We start from the raw sequence: 24575 nt of genomic DNA, 5'->3' as shown, positions 1-24575 counted from the left end.
ACTCAAATGATATAGTAAGGCCACTTTGATTTTTAAAAAGCGTCGTCTATGTATCGTTTATTTGAGCGGATGACTAATCCGTTTCCTAAAGAGCAACCCTCTCAGCCACCTAATAGCTTATTTGCTTTTTGCCGTCATTATACCCGTGGCATGGAGCTTTCATTGCTGCTGATGTCGTTAAGCGCCGCTGCACTCGCAATTTTAGAAGTATCGCTATTTAGTTACATGGGGCAACTGGTCGATTGGCTTGGTCAATACACCCCAGATACCTTGTTTGTTGAACAGCAGGCTGAGCTTACAAAAATGGCGGTTATGTTGCTGGTGGTGTTACCTATTGTCGTGTTCTTTCACTCAGCGGTGTTACATCAAGCGCTGCTTGGCAACTATCCTATGTCTATCCGTTGGTTAGCACACCGTTATTTGCTTCGTCAGAGTGTTAGTTTTTATCAAAACGAATTTGCCGGCCGTATTGCGACAAAAGTCATGCAAACCTCATTAGCTGTTCGTGAATCAGTGATGAAATTGCTCGATGTTCTAATGTATATCGTTGTCTACTTTGGCGCCATGGTGTTTTTGGTCGCAGAATCTGACTGGCGTTTGATGTTGCCATTATTGATTTGGCTAGTTTTATACGCAGTAATTCAAATGTATTTTGTTCCTAAGCTAAAAAAAGTAGCCAGCTCGCAAGCTGATGCACGCTCAGAAATGACCGGACGTGTAGTTGATAGCTACACTAACATTTCTACTATCAAATTGTTCTCGTACACACAGCGAGAAGAACAATATGCAAAAGATAGCATGGATGTGTTTTTACAACCGGTATATAAGCAAATGCGCTTAGTTACTAGCCTAAACTTCTCTATCAACACGCTAAATTACTTATTGGTATTTAGTATTGCTGCCCTCTCTTTATATCTATGGTCAATTAGCGCCATCAGTGTTGGTGCTATCGCCATTGCGGTGAGTTTATCGCTGAGATTAAACGGTATGGCACAGTGGATCATGTGGGAGATCAGTAGCCTATTTGAAAACATTGGTACTGTTGCTGATGGTATGAAAACCCTATCAACACCGATTGAAGTTGATGATAAAGAAAACGCAAGCACTCTTACTGTTAATGAAGGGTCGATAAGCTTTGAGAATGTGCAATTTAATTATGGTAAAGCTGCCAACGAGACCCACCGCGGCCCTGTTATCAATGGCTTAAATTTAGACATTAAACCGGGTGAAAAAATAGGTTTAGTGGGTCGCTCTGGCGCGGGTAAATCTACCTTAGTGAATTTATTACTGCGTTTTTATGATGTTGACTCGGGCACAATTCGTATTGATGGTCAAAACATCGCTGAGGTAAGCCAAGAAAGCTTACGTAAGCACATTGCGATGGTGACGCAAGATACCTCACTGTTACACCGCTCAGTAAAAGATAACATTCTTTATGGTAGGCCCGATGCAACTGAAGATGAAATGCTTGCGGCCGCAAAGCAAGCAGAAGCAATTGAGTTCATCGAAGACCTTGAAGACAGCAAAGGCAATAAAGGCTTTGCCGCACAAGTTGGTGAACGCGGTGTGAAGCTTTCTGGTGGTCAACGTCAACGTATTGCTATTGCACGAGTCCTTCTAAAAGATGCGCCAATTCTTATATTGGATGAAGCAACCAGTGCTCTTGATTCTGAAGTTGAAGCCGCGATTCAAACTAGCCTAGACGATTTAATGACTGGCAAAACTGTAATTGCCATTGCACACCGTTTATCAACTATTGCGCAAATGGATAGGCTCATTGTGCTTGATGAAGGTGGCGTGGTAGAACAAGGCTCTCATGAGCAATTAATCGCACAAGGTGGCATCTATGCTGCCCTGTGGTCACATCAGACCGGTGGCTTTATCGGCGTTGAATAGCTAGGTTTTCACTATTAAAAAAGGCATTGAATGAGTATTCTTTCAATGCCTTTTTTATATGTTAGCAATGCTCTTTAAATCAAACGTAAACCAATCAGAACGAGCATCACAATATTTGCCAAAGCAGCGATTAAAAAGAAATAGCTGCGTGGGCTTGGATTCTTCTCAGTAGCCACACCATAATACAGCAGCATATGAATGATTCTGGCTATCACATACATCCAAATACACAGTGCAAATGCGCTGCTGTTCAAGTTTAAAAAGAACCCCAGAAATACGGTACCTAAAAATAACGGGCTATTTTCTAAGGTATTCATAAATGTGCGATGTGAACGAAACACAAAGCTGTCATGACTTAATGAATTATCGAGTTTACCAGGCACCGCATTGGGTTGTTTGGCTTTTGTGACAGCTGCAACTATCCACTGAATAGTAAGCATAATCAGAAAAACATACACAGCCGCATAAGCTGAAAAAGTAAGTTCAGGCATCTTCATTTCCTTTTCTATAACAACATGAATGCCTATTCCTTGCAAAAAACCAACCAAACCAAAAAACTAAATTAACTTACTGATTTTAAATAATTATCTATCTGTTAAAAACTATGTATGCTGTGCCACTGTTACCTATTTTGTATAAAATTTACAGAGTGGATAGATATTTGTTAAACACATGAACTTAACGCAACTCGCCTCTTTTACTTTACCCTTGCTTCGACTCTCTATAGTCTTAAGATCTGTTTTATATAACGATAGCTGTTTTATCTATCAGTTAATGTACTAAAAATAATAATAAAAGGTTTTATCATGCGTTTAGGACCCGGACTTCTTGTTACCGCTGCTTTTATTGGCCCAGGTACTATCACCACAGCAAGTGTTGCTGGTGCTAATTTTGGCTTTGCTCTTATTTGGACTTTATTGTTCTCTGTCATAGCGACTATTTTGCTGCAATCTATGGCAGCTCGTCTTGGTGTGGCTACAGGGTTAGATTTAGCCTCAGCACTTAGAAGCACCATTCAAACACCGATTTTTAAAGCCCTGGCTGTAATATTAGTAATAAGTGCGATTGGCATTGGCAGTGCAGCTTATGAAGCTGGTAATCTGACTGGTGCCAGTTTAGGATTGCAAGAAATACTACCTTCTGTAAACCCATTTCTCTCGACTCCCCTTATTGCAGTTTTAGGTGCAGTTCTTTTGTACACTGGCAAACATAAAGTCATTGAGGGTGCGTTAATTGTTCTAGTGGTGTTGATGAGTTTAGTATTTATTTCAACGCTGGTGATGGCGGCTCCGCCACTTGGTGAAGTGCTAAAAGGATTTATACCTAGCTTACCTGATAATTCAATTACCACGGTACTTGCCTTGATAGGCACAACAATTGTGCCCTACAACCTGTTTTTACACTCTGGGGTACTTGCAGAAAAACACGATAGTTCAAAAAATATCGACAAAGTAATCAAAGAAACAAACCTTGATACCGGTATTTCGATAACTTTAGGTGGCATAATCACGTTAGCTATCTTATCAACAGCCTCTGTGGCATTTTACGGTACTGATGCAGGTAAAATTTCAGCGGCCAATATGGCTGTGCAGCTTGAGCCACTTCTAGGTGGTATGGCTCATTATTTCTTTGCTATCGGTTTATGTTCTGCCGGGCTTACTAGCGCAATAACTGCACCTCTTGCGGGTGCTTACGCTGTTTGCGGCATGCTTGGTTGGTCAACACAAATGAGTGATACACGTTTTAAACTGGTTGCTATCACTATCCTTGTTTTCGGTGCACTGGTCGCATCGCTTGGGCTTGATCCGGTTGCGGTTATCATCTTTGCGCAAGCTGCCAATGGTTTATTACTGCCAATTGTAACCTGTTACCTTGTTTGGTTGGTAAATCAAAAATCGGTGATGAAAAGCTACACTAATTCGCTTTTACTTAACCTTGTAATTGTGCCAGTAATACTGCTTATATTTGGCCTTAGCCTTTATAAACTAAGCAATCTAATTTTTTAGTTTTTAGTTTGAAAATATGTATTAAAAAAAGGCCGCAAGTTTGCGGCCTTTTCATATGTTGAGCGCTTATTTAGTATAAGCGCGTGGCATCGCTGAATCAGTTGTATAACGATCGCGTAGTTTATCTTGACGCGCTTCGGTTGAAACCTCTTCACCGTTGATCCACATTTTGCTTACGTGTGAGTTAAGCTCAAATGGATCTGCAGACCACATAACTAGGTTTGCACGTTTACCTTTGGCAATTGCGCCTGAGTTTAAACCAAAAACATCAGCAATATTGCTGGTTACTGCGCTAAGTGCACCTTGTTGGCTCATACCGTATGACACAGCATTACCTGCATCAAAACGTAATTGGTATACATTGTGGCTTGAGTCACCAGCAACACCAATAATGACTTTTACACCAGCTTTTTCAAGCTTACCTGCGTTAGCAAGGTTTGCATGTAATGAGTCAAAGCTACCCGGTAAGTTAGCCATAGAGCTGATGATCACAGGAACATCCGCTTTAGCTAGAGCATCCGCAACCACAACAGCATCATCACCGCCATGAATCACTAAATTGATGCCATAGGTTTCTTTTAACTTAACAAGCTCATAGATGTCTGATGCGCGTTGAACACTCGCAATCAGTGGCATATCACCCGCAAGCACAGCTGCTAGCACTTTTTGCTCTGTTGATGGCTCTTTTTTGTCATCTTTTTTAGCTGACTTTTCGCCTTCAAGCTTGTCGATAAGTGTTTTCATCGACATAGCACGTGAGCCTTTACTCTTTTCACCTAAATGAACAACAAGTGCAACTTGCTTTTTATTTACGCTTTCAAAGCTACCTGATAGATCAACTACAGATGCAAGACCCGCAAAGATACTGTCACCGCCGTTTGGTACAATTACGTCTTGTGTAATGCCGCCTTTGCGTGCATAAGGAATTAAGCTACTGCGTGGGTTGAATGCAAGGCTTGGATCAAAATCAATCCCCGCTTTGTCGTCACCACCATCGCGCGACCCTGCAACAGCACCCACTTCGACTAAGCCTAATTGGTTCATAGTGCCAATAAAGCCAGCAGTCACGATTTGGCCTTTTGCATCAATGGTTGTATCCGCGTTGATAGATGCTGGGTTAATAGCAACAATTTTGCCATCTTCAATAACAATGCTTGCGCCTTCAAGTACGCCTTGCTCTGTTGAAGTGTGTAGTGTTGCATTTACAATCGCTACCGATGCAGCACTTGCTGTCGCAGAAAATAAGCCAGCAGCAACAAGTGACAGCTTTAATGATTTAGTTAATTTTGTCATCAATGTTACTCCTATTTTTGACCTAGCATGAAATCACTTTGTGCTTGGTATTTATCATCGTTACGATCATAAACTTTGGCACCATCGATAAATACTTGTTCAGCTTTCGCATAAACACTGAATGGGTTTTGGTTCCAAATAACCACATCAGCTTGCTTACCTGCTTCAAGTGAACCTGTTTTATCATCAATACCTAGCGATTTAGCCGCGTTTGAAGTGATCCACTTGATTGCGTGTTGCTCAGAGATGTCATAGCCCACATCATTCGCGCGATACATAACTTTACCGGCTTCTTGGTTTAAGCGTTGGATAGTTGTATCTGAATCAGAGTGAACAACGGCACATGAATTTTTAACAGCATCTACAATTGCTACGTTCTCTTGAACCATGTCGTAGGCTTCCATTTTAAAGCCCCACCAATCTGGCCAAAGTGCCGCACAGTTACCGTTCTCAGCAAGTAAATCAGCAATTTTGTATGCTTCAACACCGTGATGGAAAGTACCTGAGTGATAGCCGAACTCTTTACCAAGGTCGATCATCATGGCCATTTCTTCTGCTTTATAACAGTGGTTATGGATTAAAATGTCACCTTCTAACACACCAGCTAGTGTATCTAGCTTAATGTCGCGATGAGGTACTGCAGGGTTTTTACCCGCGGCATAATCACTTTCGTATTTATCCCACTCGCGTTTGTACTCAGTCGCTTCAATCCACGCTGTGCGATAGCCCGCCATGTTACCCATACGCGTTGATGGTAAAACACCTTTACGGCCATAAACACGTTTCGGGTTTTCACCACATGCCATTTTTAAACCATACGGTGCTTCAGGAAATTTCATACCCTGCATCGTGTGCGAAGGAATGTTTTTAAGTGTTACACCGCGGCCACCAATTAAGTTTGCTGAACCTGGTAGAATTTGTAATGACGTAATACCGCCTTCACGAGCACGGTTAAAGCCAGGATCTTGTGGCCATACTGAATGCTCAACCCATACTTCTGCAGTCACAGGGCTGGTCATTTCATTACCATCTTGGTGAGATGCCACTGATGGAGTTGGGTATGCACCTAAATGTGAATGCACGTCAATAATACCCGGCGTTACCCATTTACCTTCTGCATCAATTGTTTTATCAGCTTGTACAGAAAGGTCTTTACCTATTTGTTGTACTTTGCCATCAACAAAGAATACATCTGCGTCATCTAAACGTTCACCTGTGCCGGTTAAAACAGTGGCATTAGTGATTAACGTACTTTGTGATGCAAGTGGCTGATAAGTGCTTGGGTATGGGTTTTTGTTAATCGAGACTTTTGGATCTTGTGGGCCATTGTCTTGGCAACCCGCTAACGCGACACCAAGCGCCATAACCAACAAGGATGGTGCAAATTTTTGCATTCTTACGTTCCTCTTTTTTATTATTTAATTACTTTAACTAATTGTTAATTCTAATGCGAGTAAACGAGGCCAGTCACCAATATTCAAGACGAACAACCAGCCTCACAGAGCACTATTTCTTTATGTAGTTGTTATATAGCTGCTCTAACGCACCTTCGGTCGTCAAGCTCGGATCTTTGTTGATAAAATGTTTCACAGTTCGAGTTACAAAATCAGAGTTTTGCTTATGCTGCTTGGCAAAACTTTTAATCAGTGAATCAGCATCGTTAGCTGCGGTTACTTTTTCGTGTCGATGGCGGTATTGACTCAATGCACGGTTAAAATCGCCGTTATAATCTTCTACCACCAGCTTATAGAATTCTGTTCTGTCGACTTGTAAATCATTAATGCAGTAATTAAGCGCGTCTTTAAAGTCATAAAAGACTTTGCCTTGCACATCAAATTCAGCACGCTTCTCACGAATAGTGACACTGGCATCTTCAGTTGCATAGCTATAACCTTGAAATGCAAGTCGCTCTGCTGCCTCTGCACCTAACTTCATGCCTGCTTTAATACTGTGCACAAACTCATCACTCATATCGTGAAGTTCACTCTCATGCCACATGTGATAAATTCTCAGCGCTTTTGCATACTTTGTTGAAAGTTTCTTTTTAAGCTTTGTAACTCGCCCATCAATAGTCAGCACTCGTTCGTTATGCAGTAATGCAAAGCACTCATAACATGCTGGAATTGATATAAATTCAGCCTCTTCGCCTAAATCTATAATGCTTTGCAGCATATGCAGTGGCGGACAAAAATCTCGCTCAGTTGCTTCACAACCACAATAAAAACATTGATTAAAGTGTTTTGATTCAGATGCATAGGCTTGTTGATAATAGCCTGCTAATTTTGTGGTCACTCATGCTCCTTATACTCTGATTAGCCTTTTTAAGAAAAGCTAGAGTTAATACTTAAATGTAACAGCTACGTAAAAATTAAGCCTTTAATACGAGCCAAAACACGTTTTAAAAAATAAATGAAAAAAAATTTCAGCCTATTTGTGTCAAAATTCACACTTTAAAATAGCACTAATCAAGCGGTTAGTTTTACTTGTTCACATCTACATACTTACTTACATCTTGTCGATTTTCATTAACAGCAATTGTTCTTGTTTAGCGTAATACTTTAAATGTGCCCAGCAAACAGGAAGTGTGAAGTATCCATAAAAGCGAGGTCGCACATACTAAACGTAATACGGACAACAACTGGAGAGAAAGATGAATACGTTAACTACAGCACTAGGTACAGCATTAATTTTAGGTTCTTCATTAGCAGCAACTGATGCAAGTGCAGCACAATTTGTCGCAGCAGATAACTCTGTTGGCACGCAAGCTTGCATGGCCATTGCTTCTAACAAACCATTAAACGTATCAAGCACAATGCGCGATCTACGCTTAAGCAAACGAGTAATGACAGAAAAACTACTTTGCAATGATATGACGACTGATAAGTTTGCAAGCACTTATGGTTTTCATAACTCTGCGAAATACTTAAATTTTGAAACAGCAACAAAAACAAGTATTCAAGATATTGCTAAAGTATCTGATGACACAGTGATTGTTATTGCTGGTTCGAAATAATGATGAATTCACTGTAGCAGGTCTTTAAAGGCCTGCTACAAATTCCTTCTTCGTTAAACTAGCGCAGCGATCAGGCCAAATAGGCCGCCAAATACTCCGCCCCAAATCACTAACCAACCTAAATGTTCTTTGATCATGGTTTGAATAATATCTTTCACCATGGTTGGCGTAAGCTCATTCAAACGCTCATCAACTAAACGCTCTACAGTACTGTGCAATGAGCCACCAAGATGAGAGTTGGCAAATAGCTTTTCATCTAGAATCGTTTTAAATTCGTCGCTCTTTGAAATATCAATCACCGCTGCTTTCATTTTTTCAATGAAAGGTTCACGCATCGGCTCAAGCGCATCACGGCCACCAAACATTGATAGCATGCCACCAAACTGTGAGTTTTCGATAACCTCAATTAATGAGTCATAAGCCGGACTTAAATTAACTTCACTGATCACTGGCTCTAAATCAATATTTGGCTTAGCTAACGCCATTACCTGATCGATTTTCTCTTCGGCGAAGAACTCGGTCATTACCAAGTTACGAATAGCCACCTTAAAAGAGGCAAACTTTAAAGTGATAACCCCAGAGCCGTATAAAAATGGTACTTTTTCGAATAGCATGTGAATAGCAAGCCAGTTAGTTACTGCGCCCGATAACGCAAATAAACCAACAGAAAGCACAATTGCTTGTTCAAATAAAAATCCGACTAATACTAAGGCAAGCGCCACTAAATTAGTAATGAGACTTTTATTCATCTGACCCCTCATAAATACTTCGATAAACTTTAACAATATTAACGCTATGGGTTTGTTAATTCATCGTCTTTTTGCCATAGTTTAATTATATGGTTAAAAGGTGAACAAAATTATGTGGAATTCGGTGAATGAACAGATTAGCCAAGCGATGCACTTTGATTTTAAGCATACCTTTAAGCGCCAATTACAATCACCCAATAACGACAAATACTTCCAAATTGGTGATGATCTACACCACTTCTTTGTGAAAGTTGCTCACTTGAGTGATCTAGAGCGCCTAGAGTGCGAAGCCTTTAATCTTGAGCTATTAACCCAAGAAAGCCTATTTATGATCCCAGACTGCATCACCACAGGTTGCAATATTGAGTTTTCATTTATCGTGCTTGAATGGTTAGAGCTTGATAAACAGCCCCATACCAATTGGCATGAAATGGGGGAACACCTTGCCCATTTACACCAAAAGCATACCCAAGCCATGTTCGGCTTAGATAACGATAATTTTCTTGGCCCTACTCTACAACCAAATCGTTGGCACAAAAAATGGGATGTATTTTTTGCTGAAGAACGCATTGGTTGGCAATTGCAGTTATTACAAGAAAAAGGCATTGAACTTGTCAACCAAGACACCTTCATCGCTTTTATTAAAAACGCACTGCATAGCCATGTTGTAGAGCCTTCGTTATTGCACGGTGATTTTTGGCGTCGAAATATGGGCTTTTATAATAATGTACCCAGTGTATTTGACCCTGCTTGTTATTATGGTGATCGGGAATGCGATATTGCCATGAGTGAGCTATATGCGCCACTGCCTGATAGCTTTTATGATGCCTATAACGATATCTACCCATTGCAGGTAGGTTACGAGCAACGTAGAGCCATCTATCAACTATACCCTATGCTCAATAATGCCAATATATTTGCTGGGCACTATCTTACTGAAGCAAAACAACAAATTGATCAGCTACTGAAATAAGCACGAAATCACTGTAAAAGGAATGTCACAAACCGCTAAACACAGCTATATTTATCTTATAAAGCGTATTAATAAAGATGCTAACCGAATTGGTAGCACTACGCTTACATCTATTCGGTTAGAGAGTTATATCAATCTAATTAAATCTAGATTCATTTTTGATGAGTTAGGGTTTAATAAAGATTGCAATTTAACGAACTCAGGCATGCCTGATTAAGGTAAAAGCTGATGAAAGACCAATACACACAACGGATTTCATGCCCTCACTGTGGCCACCATATTCATGTTGCACTTGATGCAAGCGACGGTGACCAAGATTACTATGAAGATTGCGCAGCATGTTGCAATCCCATTCATTTAAATATGCATATAGATTACGCACACAACAAACTCGAATTACATGTCGATAGTGACGACGAGCAAATTTTTTAATTTGCTCGTTTGATGTATTTATTTTGCTTGTTGCGAAAGATAATTTTCGACCGTGTTGATAATGGTATAAGTTTGCTGATCGACTTCGATATTTAACTTATCACCCTCGCGGTAGTTATCAAGATTGGTAATAGAGAGTGTTTCTGGGATCAAGTGTAGCCAAAAGCCCTGATCATCAACTTCACCTACAGTGAGGCTTGCCCCGTTAACGCTCACAAACCCCTTATAAAGCACATATTTTTGCCACTCTTTTGCTAATGCTAATTGCATTTTACAGTTATCTTGATGGTGGTTAATTGAAAGTATCTCGGCCATACAATGAATGTGACCAGACACGATATGTCCGCCCAGTTCAGTACCAAAAGTCACTGAACGTTCAAAATTCACTGTATCATTGACAGCCAGCATACCTAGGTTGGTTAACTTTAATGTTTCATCAATCACATCAAAATTTATAACACAGCAGCCTTTAGTGTCTGATGCAAACTTCACCACGGTTAAACAACAACCATTAATGGCTATGCTTGCGCCGATATTCAGGTTTTCAGCAAATTGCTGATCTACTTTTAAAGCTAGCCTTAGTACACCGCCTTGGTTAGTAGCATCAACCACAACGGCTTGCGTTTGCACAATTCCAGTGAACATCGCTTTCTCTTTTCTTCATTAAATAGATAACTGCGATTTTTATTGATCTATGAATAGATTACAATGGCTGTCTGTTTATTTAGTCGTGTAATTTATGTCTTTTTGTAGTTGGGAAGCCAAAAGGTTAATTTCGTTAGCCATTCCTGTTTTTTTGGCACAGGTAACCCTTATTTTAATGACGGTTGTTGATACCGTGATGGCAGGCCAAGTGAGTGCAACAGACTTGGCAGCACTTTCTATTGCAACGGGTATTTGGAATCCGTTGATGCTTGCACTGCAAGGCATATTATTGGCGTTAACCGGGATCATAGCGCAGTTTGCTGGTTCAAACGATAAACAAGGTATTAGTCATTATTTTCAACAGGGCCTGTATCTGGCGTTAGTACTTGCCATAATCGGTTTAGGGCTGGCAAGCCTTGCTGATACTGTGCTTAGTCAATTAGATACTTCACAGTCTATTACCCACTTAGCTGAGCAATACATTCATTTTGTTAAATGGGGTATTTTTGGTTTTTTACTTTTCAGTGTGTACCGAAATATCACTGAAGGTATGGGAATGACCAAACCTGCTTTTTACATTAGTTTAATTGGCTTAGCAGTTAATATTCCGGCCAACTACGTATTTATACACGGTAAATTAGGTTTTCAAGCGTACGGTGGCGCGGGCTGTGGTATTGCCACGGCGCTGGTATTTACAGCAATGGCGTTAACTCAGGTTATTTATTGTCACTTTAACAAAAAGATTGATGCCAAAGCATTGCTAGCCAATTTCGAAGCGCCAAAGCCCGCTACTTTATGGACTATCACCAAAGTGGGTATCCCTATTTCATTAGCTACCTTTTTTGAAGTAACGCTATTTGCTTGTATTCCTTTATTTATAGCGCACTTAGGTGCGGTTGCTGTTGCCGGTCACCAAATTGCAGCCAGTGTGACGACATTACTGTTTATGATGCCGTTGAGCCTCTCAATTGCCATTAGCATTCGAATAGGCAATTTGTTTGGCCAACAACATTATCAGCAGTTAAAAAATGCCGTTAAAACGAGTTATATTCTCGCGGCAATTATTGCTTTTTTACTGGCAAGTGTGACCTTTTTTGCTCGAGATATTATAAGCCAATTGTATTCTGACAACCCTGAAGTATTAGCTCTTGCTTCTTCAATCATGGTACTTGCTTGTATCTACCAGTTACCAGATGCCCTGCAAGTTTCTGCCAATGGTATTTTACGTGGATTGAAATACACGGCACCGATTGGTTATATCACCTTTGTATCCTATTGGTTGATCGGCTTTGCGCTTGGCTTCGTACTTGCTCGTACAGATTTAATTGTTCCAGCACTGGGCCCTCATGGCTTTTGGATAGGTATTATTGTGGGGTTAAGTGCCGCAGCAATTATGTTGATGTTCACTGTTCATAGGCGATTTAAACATGCACCTTTTTTGCAAAACCAATAGCCTTTTAAACTCTATCATCGCAACAGCGTGCCTGGCACTTATTGCCTGCACGCCCTCTTCCGGTGATGTAAATCACACCTACGCGCAAAGATTAGAAAACGTACTTAAAACTGAAAGCTTTAAACTCTCTAAACCAAGTACACTAACTGTTAACCACTTTTCTGAAAATACTGAAGATAAAGCAACCATTGGCATGCTTGAACTTGCCCAGTTACGCCAATGTAAACTCGCAACTCTTATTGCTGAGCACAATAATCAGCTCGGCAAAACAGCAACGCCTGCTAACATTCTTAGTTATCAAATTAAGTTTATTCAAAGCGCAAATGAGTGCTTAGAAAGCTTTGAAGATCAGGATGATCTGTTTGAAAAAATAAAACTCACCGCAGTACAAAAGCAAGCAAACCTTCCTAACTACTTTAAAGCTATGCTGCTCAACGAAAGCGAGTTTAAGCAAATCTGGCAGCTAAGTTCGACTCACATTGATGAAAACACCGCAGGTTTTAGCGAAACCGTGAGCGCGATGGAGCAAATTGCTAAATTAAACAACCATATTAATAACGGCAAAATAAACGCTGTAGACCCTGAGCAAATCATCAACCAACTCGAAGTATTAAACCGTTTTAAATACAACAAGCTTCTTATTTCGGCGGCAAGGGTGCAAACACATTACAATCAACAAATAACAGCGCTGCTCAAGCAGTACTCAAAAGATGAGCTCTGCCCTGCGAACAAGAATAAACAAAAGGCACAAACGCTAAGTAATGTGTTTAAAAAGTTTTATTTAGAGCAATTACAGCCCTATCAATCATTCTTAGTGGGTCGATTAGAAACCCTACAACCTCTTTACCAGCAAATATGGCGTGACACAGAAATGGGCAAATTTGTAGATAGCGAAAGTAATGATGCAATTTTACAAAATCTAAAGCGCTCAGCTAAAAGCCATGTCACTTGGTGGCAAGGTTTTTATAGAAGGTGCGAAATTAGTCCGTTATGAATAAAAAACCAGCACTTAGCATAAAAATAGCTAAAGCTGCTTGATTCACACAACCAGTCGCTATATATTAGCCTCCGTTGTTTAGCCACGCTAACAACAATTTAAAATCAAAATACAACCGTAGCTCAGTTGGTTAGAGCACTACCTTGACATGGTAGGGGTCGGTGGTTCGAATCCACTCGGTTGTACCATGATTTAGGTATAACCAAAGGAAATAGCACTACCACTCTTAACGGCCCGCTCCAAAGGTCGGTGGTTCGAATCCACTCGGTTGTACCATGATTTTAACATCTCAGTACGACCGTAGCTCAGTTGGTTAGAGCACTACCTTGACATGGTAGGGGTCGGTGGTTCGAATCCACTCGGTCGTACCAATTTATTCAAACTCCTCAGAATTTTATTATCCTAAAATCAACATTATACAGTTCTATTTCAGTTGGTTAGAACACTACCGCTCTCTATGACCCGGCCCAAAAGTCGGTGGTTCGAATCCACTCGGTCGTACCAATTTATTCAATTCTTTATAATTTTTCTATCATAAAACCAAAATCATACAGTTGTAGCTCAGTTGATTAGCGCACTACCGCTATCTATGACCCACGCCAAAATCGGTGGTTCGAATCCACTCGGTCGTACCAATTCTAAATTTTCCGAATTATAAATTTAAAAGCTCAGTTGGTTAGAGCACTACCGCTCTTTATGACCCGCGCCAAAGGTCAGCGGTTCGAATCCACTCGGTCGTACCAATTCTAAATTTCCCGAATTATAAATTTAAAAGCTCAGTTGGTTAGAGCATTACCGCTCTCTATGACCCACGCCAAAATCGGTGGTTCGAATCCACTCGGTCGTACCAATTATAATTTTTCCGAATTATAAATTTAAAAGCTCAGTTGGTTAGAGCACTACCGCTCTCTATGACCCACACCAAAAGTTGGTGGTTCGAATCCACTCTGTGTACTAATTCTAAATTTCTGTAATTTAAAAAATAAAAAGCTAAGTTTATTAGCGCATCCCTCCTCTCTGTGACCCACGTCTAATTTAACAAGGCAAATATAGCTATAAAAAAAGCGAGCAACCTGCTCGCTTTTCTCTACTTGGTTTTGTTTACCGCCTATTAACTCACATTTAGCGACCAATTATCAGTGCGCCACCTTGAGCTAATAAGTTTAAGGTTAATTTACCACTGTTACTTACTGTGACTTGCTTAGTACCTGCAATGCCATCTTTTTTATCAAACAACAGGGTGATTTTTTTACCTGCTAACATAGGTAAATCAATATCTAATGTTTTAGATTTATTTTCACCATTCACGGCTGCTACCCACCATGTTTGTTGATGACGCCTCGCAATCGTTGCATCTTGACCCGGCTGACCTGCAATATAGCGTGTTTCATCCCATACCGTTGGCATCGCCTTTAAAGTATCAATAACAAATTGAGGTTGTTCTTCAAGGTTATTTGGCGTCAGACCAAAATGTTGCACTGGTGATTGATAAAGCACACCTGTTGCCAGTTCAAATGTATCTGTGGTTTTACGAATATTGCCGACTGTTTGATCTTGAGATAAGCGTTTGTTTAAAAACACTGGGGCAAAGTCCATAGCGCCAATAGCATTACGAGTGAACGGTAAAATAGTCGCGTTATACGCATGTAAATCTAACGAATTTTGATGAAAAACAAGGTTCTCCGATGCCAGTACCGCTTCAGATGTGACGAAGTTAGGATACATTCTTTCCCAGCCACGCGGGATGGTGCTGCCATGAAAGGTGATCACTAAACCATACTGATTTGCATCTGTAAGAATATCTTCATAGAGTTTAATGGTCTCTTGTTTGTCACCACCAAAAAAATCTACTTTAAGCCCTTTAACACCAATGCTTTGCAACCACGCCATTTCATTTCGACGTGCTGGTGCACTGTTCATTCTATTTTGTGGGGTTTGAGGTGCGTCATTCCACCAGCCATTTGAGTTGTACCATGAAATAACATCAACGCCCTTTCCATTGGCGTACTTAACCAATTCAGCCATTCTCTCGCGGCCAATGTTTTTATCCCACCAATTGTCGATTAATACATATTCAAAATTTAATGATGCAGCTAAATCGATAAATTTGATTTGGTCATCGTAGTTGATACTTGGGTCTTGCCAAACAATCCAGCTCCATGTTGAACGACCCATTTTATATTCTTGGCTTGCTTGATAAAGGGGTTTAACCAAATCAAACGCCACGGTTGATTCAACAATTGGCTTTAAACTCGTTCCTAACGTGATGGTGCGCCAAGGTGTGGTTGCAGGCATTGCCATAGCCGCATAAATTGCACCAATGCCATTGTTTTCTCCAGCCTGAGGAAATGAAATACGATAAACACCGTCTTTCGTGCCCTCGCTTAATTTTGAGCCAACATAATGGCTATCAACACCGGTTTCAGAAATTAATAACCAACCTTTATCGCTATTTTTAAATAATGCAGGAAATGTATAGCCCACGCCATTCGCTGACGGTGTTCCAAGGGCTTCGTTGAAGGTGTAAGGCTCTTCGTAACTTGGTTTTGTTTGCATCCAGCCCGTTTCAGGTAAGGCTTGTGGGCTTATAAACGTGGTTGCATTATCTGGTAGGTTAAAAGCACTGTATTCAGCTAACACCTTAATACGGGTATCAGTTTCAGCTCCCGATATCTGATAACGAAATGCAACATCGCTATCAGACACGTTAAACTCGACTCCTAGTACTTTGCCCTCTTGATTTTCAAATTGCGCTTTTAAGGTATTCGCCGTGTAGTTTACTTCACTCACCTTTGCATTATGCAGCTTATATCTTTCATTGACTGAAGCTGTTGTATGGCTTTTATATTTTAGGCTTTGTGAAAAATCACCCAGGTTGGTATTTAAACCAAGCTGTGATTGCTGCAAAAACTCTTGGTTGCCATAATTTACGCTATAAACAAGCTGATTTTGTTGTTTTTCGAGTTTTACAGTTATTTGTCCATCTGGGCTTGTAACGCTAAGCGGTAATTGTGCGTGAGCAAGCATAGAGCTTGTGAGAAGTGATATATAGATACTTGGTTTTATCATTGTTGTTATCCTTAAGCTGCAAAAGCATTAAGTGATATCATAATACAAATGTAAACTTTTTGTCACTCAAGTCTATTAATATAAGCTGTGATCGAAAAATGTACTCCATCCGTTAGATATTGTTACAGTTACTAGGTTGTATATTTACGGCAAAAGGCTAAGCTTTAGATAAATAACAAAAACTTAAACAATTTATGAAACTACTGACCGTATTTTTTTTATTCGCCTCATATCAAGCTCTTGCGGGCCTTACGCCTGTTAGCTTTGAAAAAAATGGCGAAATCATCACTGAAGAAGCGGTGCGTTTCAACGGCGGATATGGGTATAACTTAGATGCCAAACATGTATTAAAGCTCGTTACTTTAGATTGGCCTCCTTATATAGACGAAAACTTATGCAACAAAGGCTGGCTCTATCAATTTACTGTAAGCTCCTTACTTGAAAAAGGTTATGGCGTGCATATTGGTTTTTATCCTTGGGCACGTGCCGTAAGAGAAGCTGAACTAGGCCGCGCTGATATTCTTTTTCCTGAATATTTCGTTGAAGATGATGTTATTTCAGATAACTTCCTTGATAAAACCCGCAACGATTTACTCGCTTTGAGCCATGCCATTCCAGGTGGGGATCTTTCTTTCGTGGCGTTAAAGGGAACTCAAATTCCATTTAATGGCGATTTAAACTCTGTAAAAGACTTGCCTATTGGTGTAGTTCGCTCATATAAAAACACCAAAGAACTCGATGCCATGATTGATAATAAAGAAATCGATACAATCGTCGCTAATAATGAGTACCAACTAATTCATCTCTTACTTAGTAACCGCGTAAGCCTGATTGTGGCAGATCTTGAAGTGTTAAAAGCAAGCGTTTACAAGTCTGAATTATCAATTAGCGGCAAACGACAAATACTAGAATCACTGGTCGCATTAGAGCCTAAGCTTGAATACAAACCGCTATATTTTTCTGTCAGCAAATCAACGCCACACTGGCAAAAAGTTTTAGAAGACTTAAATGATGAAATAGAACTCATGCAACAGAGCGGCAAGTTTGATGAGTTTATTGAAGGTATGAAGCAACAATGCTACGGATTAGACAAAGCGGCGTAAACGCCGCTTTATTTTGATTATATCAGTACGCAAGTGAGTACTACTCGGGCACTCGAACCCAGCCTTCCATTAATACACGTGCACTTCGGCTCATACTTGCTTTTGTGACTTGCCAATTACCATCAACAAGTGTTGCAGCAGCGCCCACTTTTAAAGTGCCAGAAGGATGACCAAAGTTTACCTCCTGTCGCTCACCACCACCTGCAGCAAGGTTTACCAAGGTACCAGGAATAGAAGCTGCAGTACCTATTGCAACCGCAGCCGTGCCCATCATGGCATGGTGCAACTTACCCATCGACATAGCACGTACTACTAAATCAATATCAGCTTCGTTTACAACTTTACCGCTTGATGCATGATAAGTTTTAGCTGGTGCAACCCAAGCTACTTTTGGCGTATGTTGACGTGCCTTTGCTTCATCAATATGAGAAATTAGCCCCATTTTCAACGCCCCATAGGCACGAATCGTTTCTAACTTTTCAAGTGCCGATGCATCACCGTTAATGGCTTCTTGTAGCTCTGTGCCATCATAGCCAACTTCACTGGCGTTAATGAAAACTGTAGGAATACCCGCATTGATCATCGTTGCAGACAACATACCAATACCCGGCACTTCTAATTCATCGACTAAGTTACCTGTTGGGAACAAAGCCCCTTCGCCATCAGCAGGGTCCATAAATTCAAGTTTTACTTCAGCGGCTGGAAAGGTCACGCCATCAAGCTCAAAATCACCAGTTTCTTGCACTTCACCGTTAGTAATTGGCACGTGCACTATGATGGTTTTACTAATATTGACTTGCCATACTTTAACTTCAACAACGCCGTTCTCTGGAATTTTGCTGGCATCAACAAGACCATTTGATACAGCAAAGGCCCCGACTGCTGAAGTTAAATTACCGCAGTTACCACTCCAATCTACAAACGCTTTATCGATAGCAACTTGACCAAACAGATAATCAACATCGTGATCAGCTTTAGTACTTTTCGATAATATCACCGTCTTACTGGTGCTTGAGGTTGCACCGCCCATACCATCAGTTTGTTTTTGGTAAGGATCGGGGCTGCCAATCACACGTAATAACAGGTTGTCGCGCGCCTCACCTGCCACTTGAGCAGGCTCGGGTAAATCAGTCAAGTTAAAGAACACCCCTTTACTGGTGCCGCCACGCATATAGGTCGCTGGCACCTTAATTTGTGGTTTAAATACCATTGCTTAGTGCTCCTCAGATTCTAAAAAATCTTGCGCGAAACGTTGCAGTACACCACCCGCTGAATAAATTGACACTTCTTCAGCTGTATCTAAACGGCACGTCATTGGTACTTCAACGATTTCACCATTGGCACGGGTAATCACTAGTGTCAGTGTTGCGCCTGGTGTTGGTTCACCTTTAACACTGAAACTCTCACTACCATCAATACCTAGCGTAGTTCGCGTGGTACCTGCTTTAAACTCAAGCGGTAATACACCCATACCAATTAAGTTGGTACGGTGAATACGCTCAAAGCCTTCGGCTGCAATCACTTGAACACCAGCTAGGCGTACACCTTTTGCAGCCCAGTCACGTGATGACCCTTGACCATAATCGGCACCAGCCACAATGATAAGCGGTTGTTTGCGCTGCATGTAGGTTTCGATAGCTTCCCACATACGCGTTACTTTGCCTTCTGGTTCAATGCGAGCATATGAACCTTGCTTCACTTCACCATTTTCTTTAACCATTTCATTCAATAACTTAGGGTTAGCGAATGTAGCACGCTGTGCTGTTAAATGGTCACCTCGGTGAGTAGCATACGAGTTAAAATCTTCTTCTGGGAGACCCATTTTAGCCAGGTATTCACCAGCAGCACTTGACGCTAAAATCGCATTCGAAGGTGATAAATGGTCAGTAGTGATGTTGTCACCCAATACGGCTAATGCACGCATATCACTCAAAGAGCGTTCACCCGCTAATGCGCCTTCCCAATAAGGAGGACGGCGAATATAAGTACTTTGTGGACGCCATTGGTAAAGCGGATCGTTGTCTTCGCCATAATCTACACTTAAATCAAACATTGGCTCGTAAACCTTTTTGAACTGCTCAGGTTTAACACTTTGTTTAATCACTGCATCAATTTCTTCGTCTGATGGCCATAAATCCATAAGGCGAATTTCGTTGCCTTGTTGATCATGCCCTAATACATCTTTTTCGATATCAAAACGAATAGTACCGGCAATAGCATAAGCAACAACCAGTGGTGGTGAAGCTAAGAATGCTTGTTTAGCATAAGGGTGAATACGACCATCGAAGTTACGGTTACCCGAAAGTACAGCCGTTGCGTATAGGTCACGGTCAATCACTTCTTGCTGAATTTTTGGATCAAGCGCACCACTCATGCCATTACAGGTTGTACACGCGAAGGCAACAATACCAAAGCCAAGTTGTTCAAGCTCAGGTAATAAATTGGCTTCTTCTAAGTAAGATTTAACCGCTTTAGAACCCGGTGCCAGTGATGTTTTAACCCATGGCTTACGAGTTAACCCTTTAGCGTTGGCATTACGCGCAAGTAAACCTGCAGCAATAACGTTACGTGGGTTACTGGTATTAGTACAACTTGTGATTGCAGCAATGATACAGGCGCCATCTGGCATTAAGCCTTCTTCATTCTCAACAACGCCAGTGATACCTGCTTTATCAAGTTCGCTTGTTGCAACACGGCGATGTGGATTTGAAGGGCCCGCAATATTGCGACCAACTGAAGACAGATCAAAAGTTAACACACGCTCATACTCGGCCGTTTTAAGGCTATCACTCCAAAGGCCAGTCTCTTTTGCGTAAGTTTCAACTAGTTTAACTTGCTCTTCTTCACGGCCTGTTAAACGTAGGTAATCAAGTGTGTTGTCATCGATGTAGAACATCGCAGCTGTTGCGCCAAACTCTGGCGTCATATTAGAGATAGTTGCTCTATCACCTAGGGTAAGTGCATCGGCACCTTCACCATAAAATTCAAGGTAGGTCGACACAACTCTTTCATTACGTAAAAATTCGGTGATCGCTAATACGATATCGGTTGCAGTAATACCCGGTTGTGGCTTGCCTTTTAGTTCAACACCCACAATATCTGGTAAACGCATGTAAGATGCACGGCCAAGCATCACACTTTCAGCTTCAAGACCACCTACACCGACTGCAATAACACCTAGCGCATCGACCATAGGTGTGTGGCTATCTGTACCAACTAATGTATCTGGGAATGCCACGCCGTCACGTTTTTGGATCACAGGTGACATTTTCTCTAAATTAATCTGATGCATAATGCCGTTACCCGGCGGGATCACATCAATATTTTTAAATGCTGTTTTCGTCCAATTAATAAAGTGGAATCGGTCATCGTTACGACGGTCTTCAATAGCACGGTTTTTTTCAAATGCGTCAGGTTCAAAACCTGCGTGTTCAACCGCTAATGAATGATCAACAATTAACTGTGTAGGTACCACAGGGTTCACTTTTGCAGGATCGCCGCCTTTTGCAGCTATTGCATCACGCAAGCCTGCTAAATCAACTAACGCTGTTTGACCTAAGATATCGTGACACACAACACGCGCAGGAAACCATGGAAAATCTAAATCACGCTTGCGGTCAATTAACTGCGACAGTGCATCATTTAGCATTTCAGGGTCACAGCGACGAACTAAGTTTTCGGCAAGTACTCTTGATGTGTAAGGAAGTGTGTCATAGCTGCCCGGTTTAATTGCATCAACAGCAGCGCGCGTATCAAAGTAATCGACGCCGGTGCCTGCTAATGGTTTTCTAAAATTTGTATTCATGATGATTCTACTTGTACTTGGTGACGGTGAACAAAGGTGGCCTGATTGTTTTTGTATTTATTTCGCCCCTTCATAAAGGGGCAGCCAAGCTACCCCTATCACTGATTTAATTACGATTAACGCTCAGAAATTGGCGTATAGCTACGCGCTTCTGGGCCCGTATAATCTGCACTTGGGCGAATAATACGGTTATTAGCACGTTGCTCTTTCACGTGCGCTGTCCAACCTGTTACACGGCTCATCACGAAAATTGGCGTGAATAACTTAGTTGGGATACCCATGAAGTGATACGCAGATGCATGGAAGAAATCAGCATTACAGAATAATTTCTTTTCACGCCACATAACTTCTTCACAGCGAACAGACACTGGATAAAGCACATCATCACCCACTTCTGCTGCCAGTTTTTCTGACCACTTTTTGATAATCACGTTACGTGGATCTGATTCACGATAAATGGCATGACCAAAGCCCATGATCTTGTCTTTACGCTCAAGCATACCCATCAGTGCATCTTCAGCTTGGTCTGCACTTGTGAAGCCTTCAATCATATCCATAGCCGCTTCGTTCGCACCACCATGTAATGGACCACGTAAACTACCAATAGCACCCGTTACACAAGAGTGAATATCAGACAATGTTGATGCACACACACGCGCAGTGAATGTTGATGCATTAAACTCATGCTCTGCATAAAGAATTAAAGACACATTCATTACTTGCTCGAACAGTGCTGATGGTGCTTCGTCATGTAATAAACGTAAGAAGTGTGCACCTACCGAATCATCATCTGTTTCAGTTTCAATACGAACGCCGTCATGGCTAAAACGATACCAGTAACAAATAATGCTTGGGAATACGGCAACTAGGCGATCAATCGCATCATTCGCTTGCGAGAAATCTTGCTCCATCTCTAAGTTACCTAGCATAGAACAACCCGTACGCATTACATCCATTGGGTGCGCGTCTTTAGGAATGTTCTCAAGCACTGTTTTAAGTGAATCTGGTAAACCACGTAGTGATTTTAGCTTTGCTTTATATTCAGTCAGCTCAGACTCTGTTGGTAATTCACCGCGCGACAGTAAAAAAGACACTTCTTCAAACTGCGCTTTATCTGCTAATTCACTAATATCATAACCACAATAAGTTAAACCTGAACCTGATTTACCTACTGTACACAGTGCTGTCTCACCTGCTACTTGTCCACGTAAACCTGCGCCGCCTAATGCTTTATCTACCATGAGTGTTCTCCTTATATGTTGTCGTTATGATTTTTTAGCTGAGAAAAGGTTATCGAGTGTGTTTTCATATGAGTGATAATCTAAAAACTCATATAATTCCGCACGTGTTTGCATATTGTCTACTTGGCTTTGTTGCGAGCCTTCGCTAAGAATAGACGAATACACATTAAGTGCGGCTTTGTTCATGGCTCTAAATGCACTAAGTGGATAAAGTACAATTTCAACACCCACTTCGCTCAATTGCTCTTTTGTATAAAGCGGTGTTTGGCCAAATTCGGTGATGTTCGCAAGAATTGGCACATTTAACGCTTTAGCAAATGCTTGGTAATCTGCTAAATCATGCACAGCTTCTGCAAAAATAGCGTCTGCGCCAGCTTCAACACACGCTGCTGCGCGGTCAATAGCTGCATTTAAGCCTTCTTTTTGGAATGCATCAGTACGCGCCATAATGTAAAAATCACTGTCTGTTTTGGCATCGACCGCAGCTTTAATACGGTCAACCATTTCATCTTTAGACACGATCTCTTTATTAGGACGGTGACCACAACGTTTTTGTGCTACTTGGTCTTCAATATGGAAGCCCGCTGCGCCTGCTTTGGTCATTTCTTTAACGGTACGAGCAATATTAAATGCACCGCCCCACCCTGTGTCAGCATCAACAAGAAGCGGTAAGTCGGTAGCGCTGGTGATTCGACGAATATCTTCAAGTACGTTATCAAGGCTAGTCATACCTAAATCTGGCATGCCGTATGATGCGTTAGCAACACCAGCACCTGAGAGGTAAAGTGCTTGGTGACCTGTTTTTTCTGCCATCATTGCGCAGTACGCGTTGACGGTGCCAACCACTTGCAATGGCTTGTTGTTGGCGATTGCCTGTTTGAATTTCAATCCTGCTGACATTGGATAACTCCTATCTTTGAACGGTTTTAGCTCTTTGGCTAACTCTATTTTTTAAATCTAAATTGTGACTGTTTAACTAAAGCGCTACTAATTTTTTGCTGCGAGTAAGTCAAACTTAGTCTGAATATTTGCCTGAGACGCACTGATATGGCGCTTCATAAGCATTTCGGCTAATTCACCGTCATGGTTTTCAATGGCATTAATAATAGCCAAGTGTTCATCAAACGCTTTTGATACACGCGGCCCAACCATCCCCATTTGTACACGGTACATACGAATTAACTGGTACAACTCATTACATAAAAGATGAATTAAGTGTGCGTTTTTCGACCCTTTAATAATGCGATAATGAAAATCAAGGTCGCCCGCTTCTTGGTAGTATGATTCACCTTCTTTTACACGCTGTGTTTGTAAGTGCTGGTTCAATAACTGTTTTAAACCCTGCACTTCTTCAGGTTCCATGTTATCGGCAGCTAAACGACAAGCCAGCCCTTCTAAGGCACTACGAACCTGATAGACTTCGATTAAACGCTCAGCTGTTAGTGCAACGACACGGCAACCGACATTTGCTTTACGCTCTACCAAATAACAGCTCTCTAAACGATTTAGCGCCTCACGTAAGGTGGCACGGCTTACACCATAGCGTTTAGCAAGTTCTGGCTCAGAAATTTTGCTACCCTGCTCGATGGTGCCTTGGACAATTTCACGACGCATGTCGACAAACACTTGGTCTGATGCTGTTGTTATCGTGATATCGTTGTAGTTATCGTTGGCTTTTTGCTCTGTCATAATAGGTCTATCAAAGTACTAAATTAAGATTGTCGACAATTTGTGAGTTCACTATGCGCCCTATCATTGCAAGTGTCAACCTTGAGATCGGAAAAACAGGCTAAAAAACCAACAAAATGTCGACATAAATTGATATTTATCAAAAATAATGGCTATAAAGAACATTTATATTAGCAATATGTCGACACTTCAATATCACTCTTAAAAAGCT

At 41.2% G+C, this 24575-nt stretch carries 20 protein-coding genes and 3 tRNA genes; 11 read left to right on the top strand and 12 right to left on the bottom strand.

The genetic code is table 11. From position 1 onward, the window contains the following. The first annotated feature begins 48 nt into the window (after positions 1-48). Positions 49-1896, top strand: a complete 1848-nt coding sequence (locus AOG26_RS04435; protein WP_054561394.1) for an ABC transporter ATP-binding protein — start codon at positions 49-51, stop codon at positions 1894-1896. Positions 1897-1970: 74 nt separating this feature from the next. On the opposite strand, the gene AOG26_RS04430 is transcribed toward AOG26_RS04435, so the two are convergent. Then, positions 1971-2387, bottom strand: coding sequence for an MAPEG family protein (locus AOG26_RS04430; protein ID WP_054561393.1), 417 nt, complete (start codon positions 2385-2387; stop codon positions 1971-1973). A gap of 315 nt (positions 2388-2702) precedes the next feature. Between AOG26_RS04430 and AOG26_RS04425 the strand changes: the two genes are divergently transcribed. After that, positions 2703-3902 (top strand): Nramp family divalent metal transporter, encoded by a 1200-nt coding sequence (locus AOG26_RS04425; RefSeq protein ID WP_054561392.1) that lies wholly within the window; start codon positions 2703-2705, stop codon positions 3900-3902. A 66-nt stretch (positions 3903-3968) separates the two neighbouring features. Here AOG26_RS04425 and AOG26_RS04420 read toward each other — a convergent pair whose 3' ends face one another. The 3 genes from AOG26_RS04420 to AOG26_RS04410 all read right to left on the bottom strand — a co-directional run bounded on the left by AOG26_RS04420 (position 3969) and on the right by AOG26_RS04410 (position 7487). Next, positions 3969-5195, bottom strand: coding sequence for an amidohydrolase family protein (locus AOG26_RS04420; RefSeq protein ID WP_054561391.1), 1227 nt, complete (start codon positions 5193-5195; stop codon positions 3969-3971). 11 nt (positions 5196-5206) lie between these two features. After that, positions 5207-6589 carry an amidohydrolase gene (locus tag AOG26_RS04415; protein ID WP_054561390.1) on the bottom strand — a complete coding sequence of 461 codons (1383 nt, stop codon included), beginning with the start codon at positions 6587-6589 and terminating at the stop codon, positions 5207-5209. Between the two features lie 112 nt (positions 6590-6701). Next, the gene (locus AOG26_RS04410; protein ID WP_054561389.1) at positions 6702-7487 is read right to left on the bottom strand and encodes a hypothetical protein; all 786 of its coding nucleotides are present in this window, start codon (positions 7485-7487) and stop codon (positions 6702-6704) included. 358 nt (positions 7488-7845) lie between these two features. Here AOG26_RS04410 and AOG26_RS04405 point away from each other — a divergent pair, with 358 nt between their 5' ends. After that, entirely contained in the window at positions 7846-8208 is a 363-nt protein-coding gene (locus tag AOG26_RS04405; RefSeq protein WP_054561388.1) for a DUF3718 domain-containing protein, read from the top strand. Between the two features lie 53 nt (positions 8209-8261). Here AOG26_RS04405 and AOG26_RS04400 read toward each other — a convergent pair whose 3' ends face one another. Beyond that, complete coding sequence (locus AOG26_RS04400; RefSeq protein WP_054561387.1) at positions 8262-8957, bottom strand: hypothetical protein; 696 nt, start codon at positions 8955-8957, stop codon at positions 8262-8264. A gap of 112 nt (positions 8958-9069) precedes the next feature. Between AOG26_RS04400 and AOG26_RS04395 the strand changes: the two genes are divergently transcribed. Both AOG26_RS04395 and AOG26_RS04390 read left to right on the top strand, forming a co-directional pair. Then, a complete protein-coding gene (locus tag AOG26_RS04395) occupies positions 9070-9930 on the top strand; it encodes a fructosamine kinase family protein (RefSeq protein WP_054561386.1) in 861 nt (286 codons plus the stop codon). A 228-nt stretch (positions 9931-10158) separates the two neighbouring features. Further along, on the top strand, positions 10159-10362 hold the full coding sequence (locus tag AOG26_RS04390; protein WP_054561385.1) for a CPXCG motif-containing cysteine-rich protein: 204 nt from the start codon (positions 10159-10161) through the stop codon (positions 10360-10362). Positions 10363-10380: 18 nt separating this feature from the next. Here AOG26_RS04390 and AOG26_RS04385 read toward each other — a convergent pair whose 3' ends face one another. Further along, entirely contained in the window at positions 10381-11007 is a 627-nt protein-coding gene (locus AOG26_RS04385) for a riboflavin synthase (RefSeq protein ID WP_054561384.1), read from the bottom strand. Between the two features lie 94 nt (positions 11008-11101). Between AOG26_RS04385 and AOG26_RS04380 the strand changes: the two genes are divergently transcribed. From AOG26_RS04380 to AOG26_RS20685, 5 genes are all read left to right on the top strand, one after another. Continuing rightward, positions 11102-12460, top strand: a complete 1359-nt coding sequence (locus AOG26_RS04380; protein ID WP_054561383.1) for an MATE family efflux transporter — start codon at positions 11102-11104, stop codon at positions 12458-12460. Beyond that, the gene (locus AOG26_RS04375; RefSeq protein WP_054561382.1) at positions 12435-13454 is read left to right on the top strand and encodes a DUF3080 family protein; all 1020 of its coding nucleotides are present in this window, start codon (positions 12435-12437) and stop codon (positions 13452-13454) included. Before AOG26_RS04380 ends, AOG26_RS04375 begins: the two co-directional genes overlap by 26 nt. Before the next feature lie 114 nt (positions 13455-13568). Then, positions 13569-13645, top strand: a tRNA-Val gene (locus tag AOG26_RS04370). A gap of 106 nt (positions 13646-13751) precedes the next feature. After that, positions 13752-13828, top strand: a tRNA-Val gene (locus AOG26_RS04365). Between the two features lie 509 nt (positions 13829-14337). After that, a tRNA-OTHER gene (locus tag AOG26_RS20685) sits at positions 14338-14405 on the top strand. A gap of 174 nt (positions 14406-14579) precedes the next feature. Here AOG26_RS20685 and AOG26_RS04355 read toward each other — a convergent pair. Beyond that, the gene (locus AOG26_RS04355; RefSeq protein ID WP_054561380.1) at positions 14580-16526 is read right to left on the bottom strand and encodes a glycoside hydrolase family 97 protein; all 1947 of its coding nucleotides are present in this window, start codon (positions 16524-16526) and stop codon (positions 14580-14582) included. Positions 16527-16720: 194 nt separating this feature from the next. Here AOG26_RS04355 and AOG26_RS04350 point away from each other — a divergent pair, with 194 nt between their 5' ends. Further along, the gene (locus AOG26_RS04350) at positions 16721-17629 is read left to right on the top strand and encodes a substrate-binding periplasmic protein (RefSeq protein ID WP_054561379.1); all 909 of its coding nucleotides are present in this window, start codon (positions 16721-16723) and stop codon (positions 17627-17629) included. A 40-nt stretch (positions 17630-17669) separates the two neighbouring features. On the opposite strand, the gene prpF is transcribed toward AOG26_RS04350, so the two are convergent. From prpF to AOG26_RS04325, 5 genes are all read right to left on the bottom strand, one after another. Further along, entirely contained in the window at positions 17670-18839 is a 1170-nt protein-coding gene (prpF, locus tag AOG26_RS04345) for a 2-methylaconitate cis-trans isomerase PrpF (RefSeq protein ID WP_054561378.1), read from the bottom strand. A gap of 3 nt (positions 18840-18842) precedes the next feature. Further along, positions 18843-21434, bottom strand: a complete 2592-nt coding sequence (gene acnD / locus AOG26_RS04340; RefSeq protein WP_054561377.1) for a Fe/S-dependent 2-methylisocitrate dehydratase AcnD — start codon at positions 21432-21434, stop codon at positions 18843-18845. A 116-nt stretch (positions 21435-21550) separates the two neighbouring features. Then, positions 21551-22675 (bottom strand): bifunctional 2-methylcitrate synthase/citrate synthase, encoded by a 1125-nt coding sequence (gene prpC, locus AOG26_RS04335; protein WP_054561376.1) that lies wholly within the window; start codon positions 22673-22675, stop codon positions 21551-21553. A 24-nt stretch (positions 22676-22699) separates the two neighbouring features. Then, positions 22700-23575 (bottom strand): methylisocitrate lyase, encoded by an 876-nt coding sequence (gene prpB / locus AOG26_RS04330; protein WP_054561375.1) that lies wholly within the window; start codon positions 23573-23575, stop codon positions 22700-22702. An 87-nt stretch (positions 23576-23662) separates the two neighbouring features. Further along, positions 23663-24364, bottom strand: coding sequence for a GntR family transcriptional regulator (locus AOG26_RS04325; RefSeq protein WP_054561374.1), 702 nt, complete (start codon positions 24362-24364; stop codon positions 23663-23665). Positions 24365-24575 lie beyond the last annotated feature (211 nt).

It is taken from the genome of Pseudoalteromonas sp. UCD-33C (assembly GCF_001306895.1).
GTDB lineage: Bacteria > Pseudomonadota > Gammaproteobacteria > Enterobacterales > Alteromonadaceae > Pseudoalteromonas.
This window is presented reverse-complemented; position numbering and strand designations above follow the sequence as displayed.

What these genes read in the sequence shown, in the direction of transcription:
- AOG26_RS04415 (WP_054561390.1), bottom strand. Translation starts at nt 6,589, where the DNA reads ATGCAAAAATTTGCACCATCCTTGTTGGTTATGGCGCTTGGTGTCGCG.
- prpB (WP_054561375.1), bottom strand. Translation starts at nt 23,575, where the DNA reads ATGTCAGCAGGATTGAAATTCAAACAGGCAATCGCCAACAACAAGCCA.
- AOG26_RS04390 (WP_054561385.1), top strand. Translation starts at nt 10,159, where the DNA reads ATGAAAGACCAATACACACAACGGATTTCATGCCCTCACTGTGGCCAC.
- prpF (WP_054561378.1), bottom strand. Translation starts at nt 18,839, where the DNA reads ATGGTATTTAAACCACAAATTAAGGTGCCAGCGACCTATATGCGTGGC.
- acnD (WP_054561377.1), bottom strand. Translation starts at nt 21,434, where the DNA reads ATGAATACAAATTTTAGAAAACCATTAGCAGGCACCGGCGTCGATTAC.
- AOG26_RS04385 (WP_054561384.1), bottom strand. Translation starts at nt 11,007, where the DNA reads ATGTTCACTGGAATTGTGCAAACGCAAGCCGTTGTGGTTGATGCTACT.
- AOG26_RS04325 (WP_054561374.1), bottom strand. Translation starts at nt 24,364, where the DNA reads ATGACAGAGCAAAAAGCCAACGATAACTACAACGATATCACGATAACA.
- AOG26_RS04405 (WP_054561388.1), top strand. Translation starts at nt 7,846, where the DNA reads ATGAATACGTTAACTACAGCACTAGGTACAGCATTAATTTTAGGTTCT.
- AOG26_RS04355 (WP_054561380.1), bottom strand. Translation starts at nt 16,526, where the DNA reads ATGATAAAACCAAGTATCTATATATCACTTCTCACAAGCTCTATGCTT.
- AOG26_RS04435 (WP_054561394.1), top strand. Translation starts at nt 49, where the DNA reads ATGTATCGTTTATTTGAGCGGATGACTAATCCGTTTCCTAAAGAGCAA.
- AOG26_RS04395 (WP_054561386.1), top strand. Translation starts at nt 9,070, where the DNA reads ATGTGGAATTCGGTGAATGAACAGATTAGCCAAGCGATGCACTTTGAT.
- AOG26_RS04420 (WP_054561391.1), bottom strand. Translation starts at nt 5,195, where the DNA reads ATGACAAAATTAACTAAATCATTAAAGCTGTCACTTGTTGCTGCTGGC.
- AOG26_RS04350 (WP_054561379.1), top strand. Translation starts at nt 16,721, where the DNA reads ATGAAACTACTGACCGTATTTTTTTTATTCGCCTCATATCAAGCTCTT.
- AOG26_RS04425 (WP_054561392.1), top strand. Translation starts at nt 2,703, where the DNA reads ATGCGTTTAGGACCCGGACTTCTTGTTACCGCTGCTTTTATTGGCCCA.
- AOG26_RS04375 (WP_054561382.1), top strand. Translation starts at nt 12,435, where the DNA reads ATGCACCTTTTTTGCAAAACCAATAGCCTTTTAAACTCTATCATCGCA.
- AOG26_RS04430 (WP_054561393.1), bottom strand. Translation starts at nt 2,387, where the DNA reads ATGCCTGAACTTACTTTTTCAGCTTATGCGGCTGTGTATGTTTTTCTG.
- prpC (WP_054561376.1), bottom strand. Translation starts at nt 22,675, where the DNA reads ATGGTAGATAAAGCATTAGGCGGCGCAGGTTTACGTGGACAAGTAGCA.
- AOG26_RS04400 (WP_054561387.1), bottom strand. Translation starts at nt 8,957, where the DNA reads ATGAATAAAAGTCTCATTACTAATTTAGTGGCGCTTGCCTTAGTATTA.
- AOG26_RS04380 (WP_054561383.1), top strand. Translation starts at nt 11,102, where the DNA reads ATGTCTTTTTGTAGTTGGGAAGCCAAAAGGTTAATTTCGTTAGCCATT.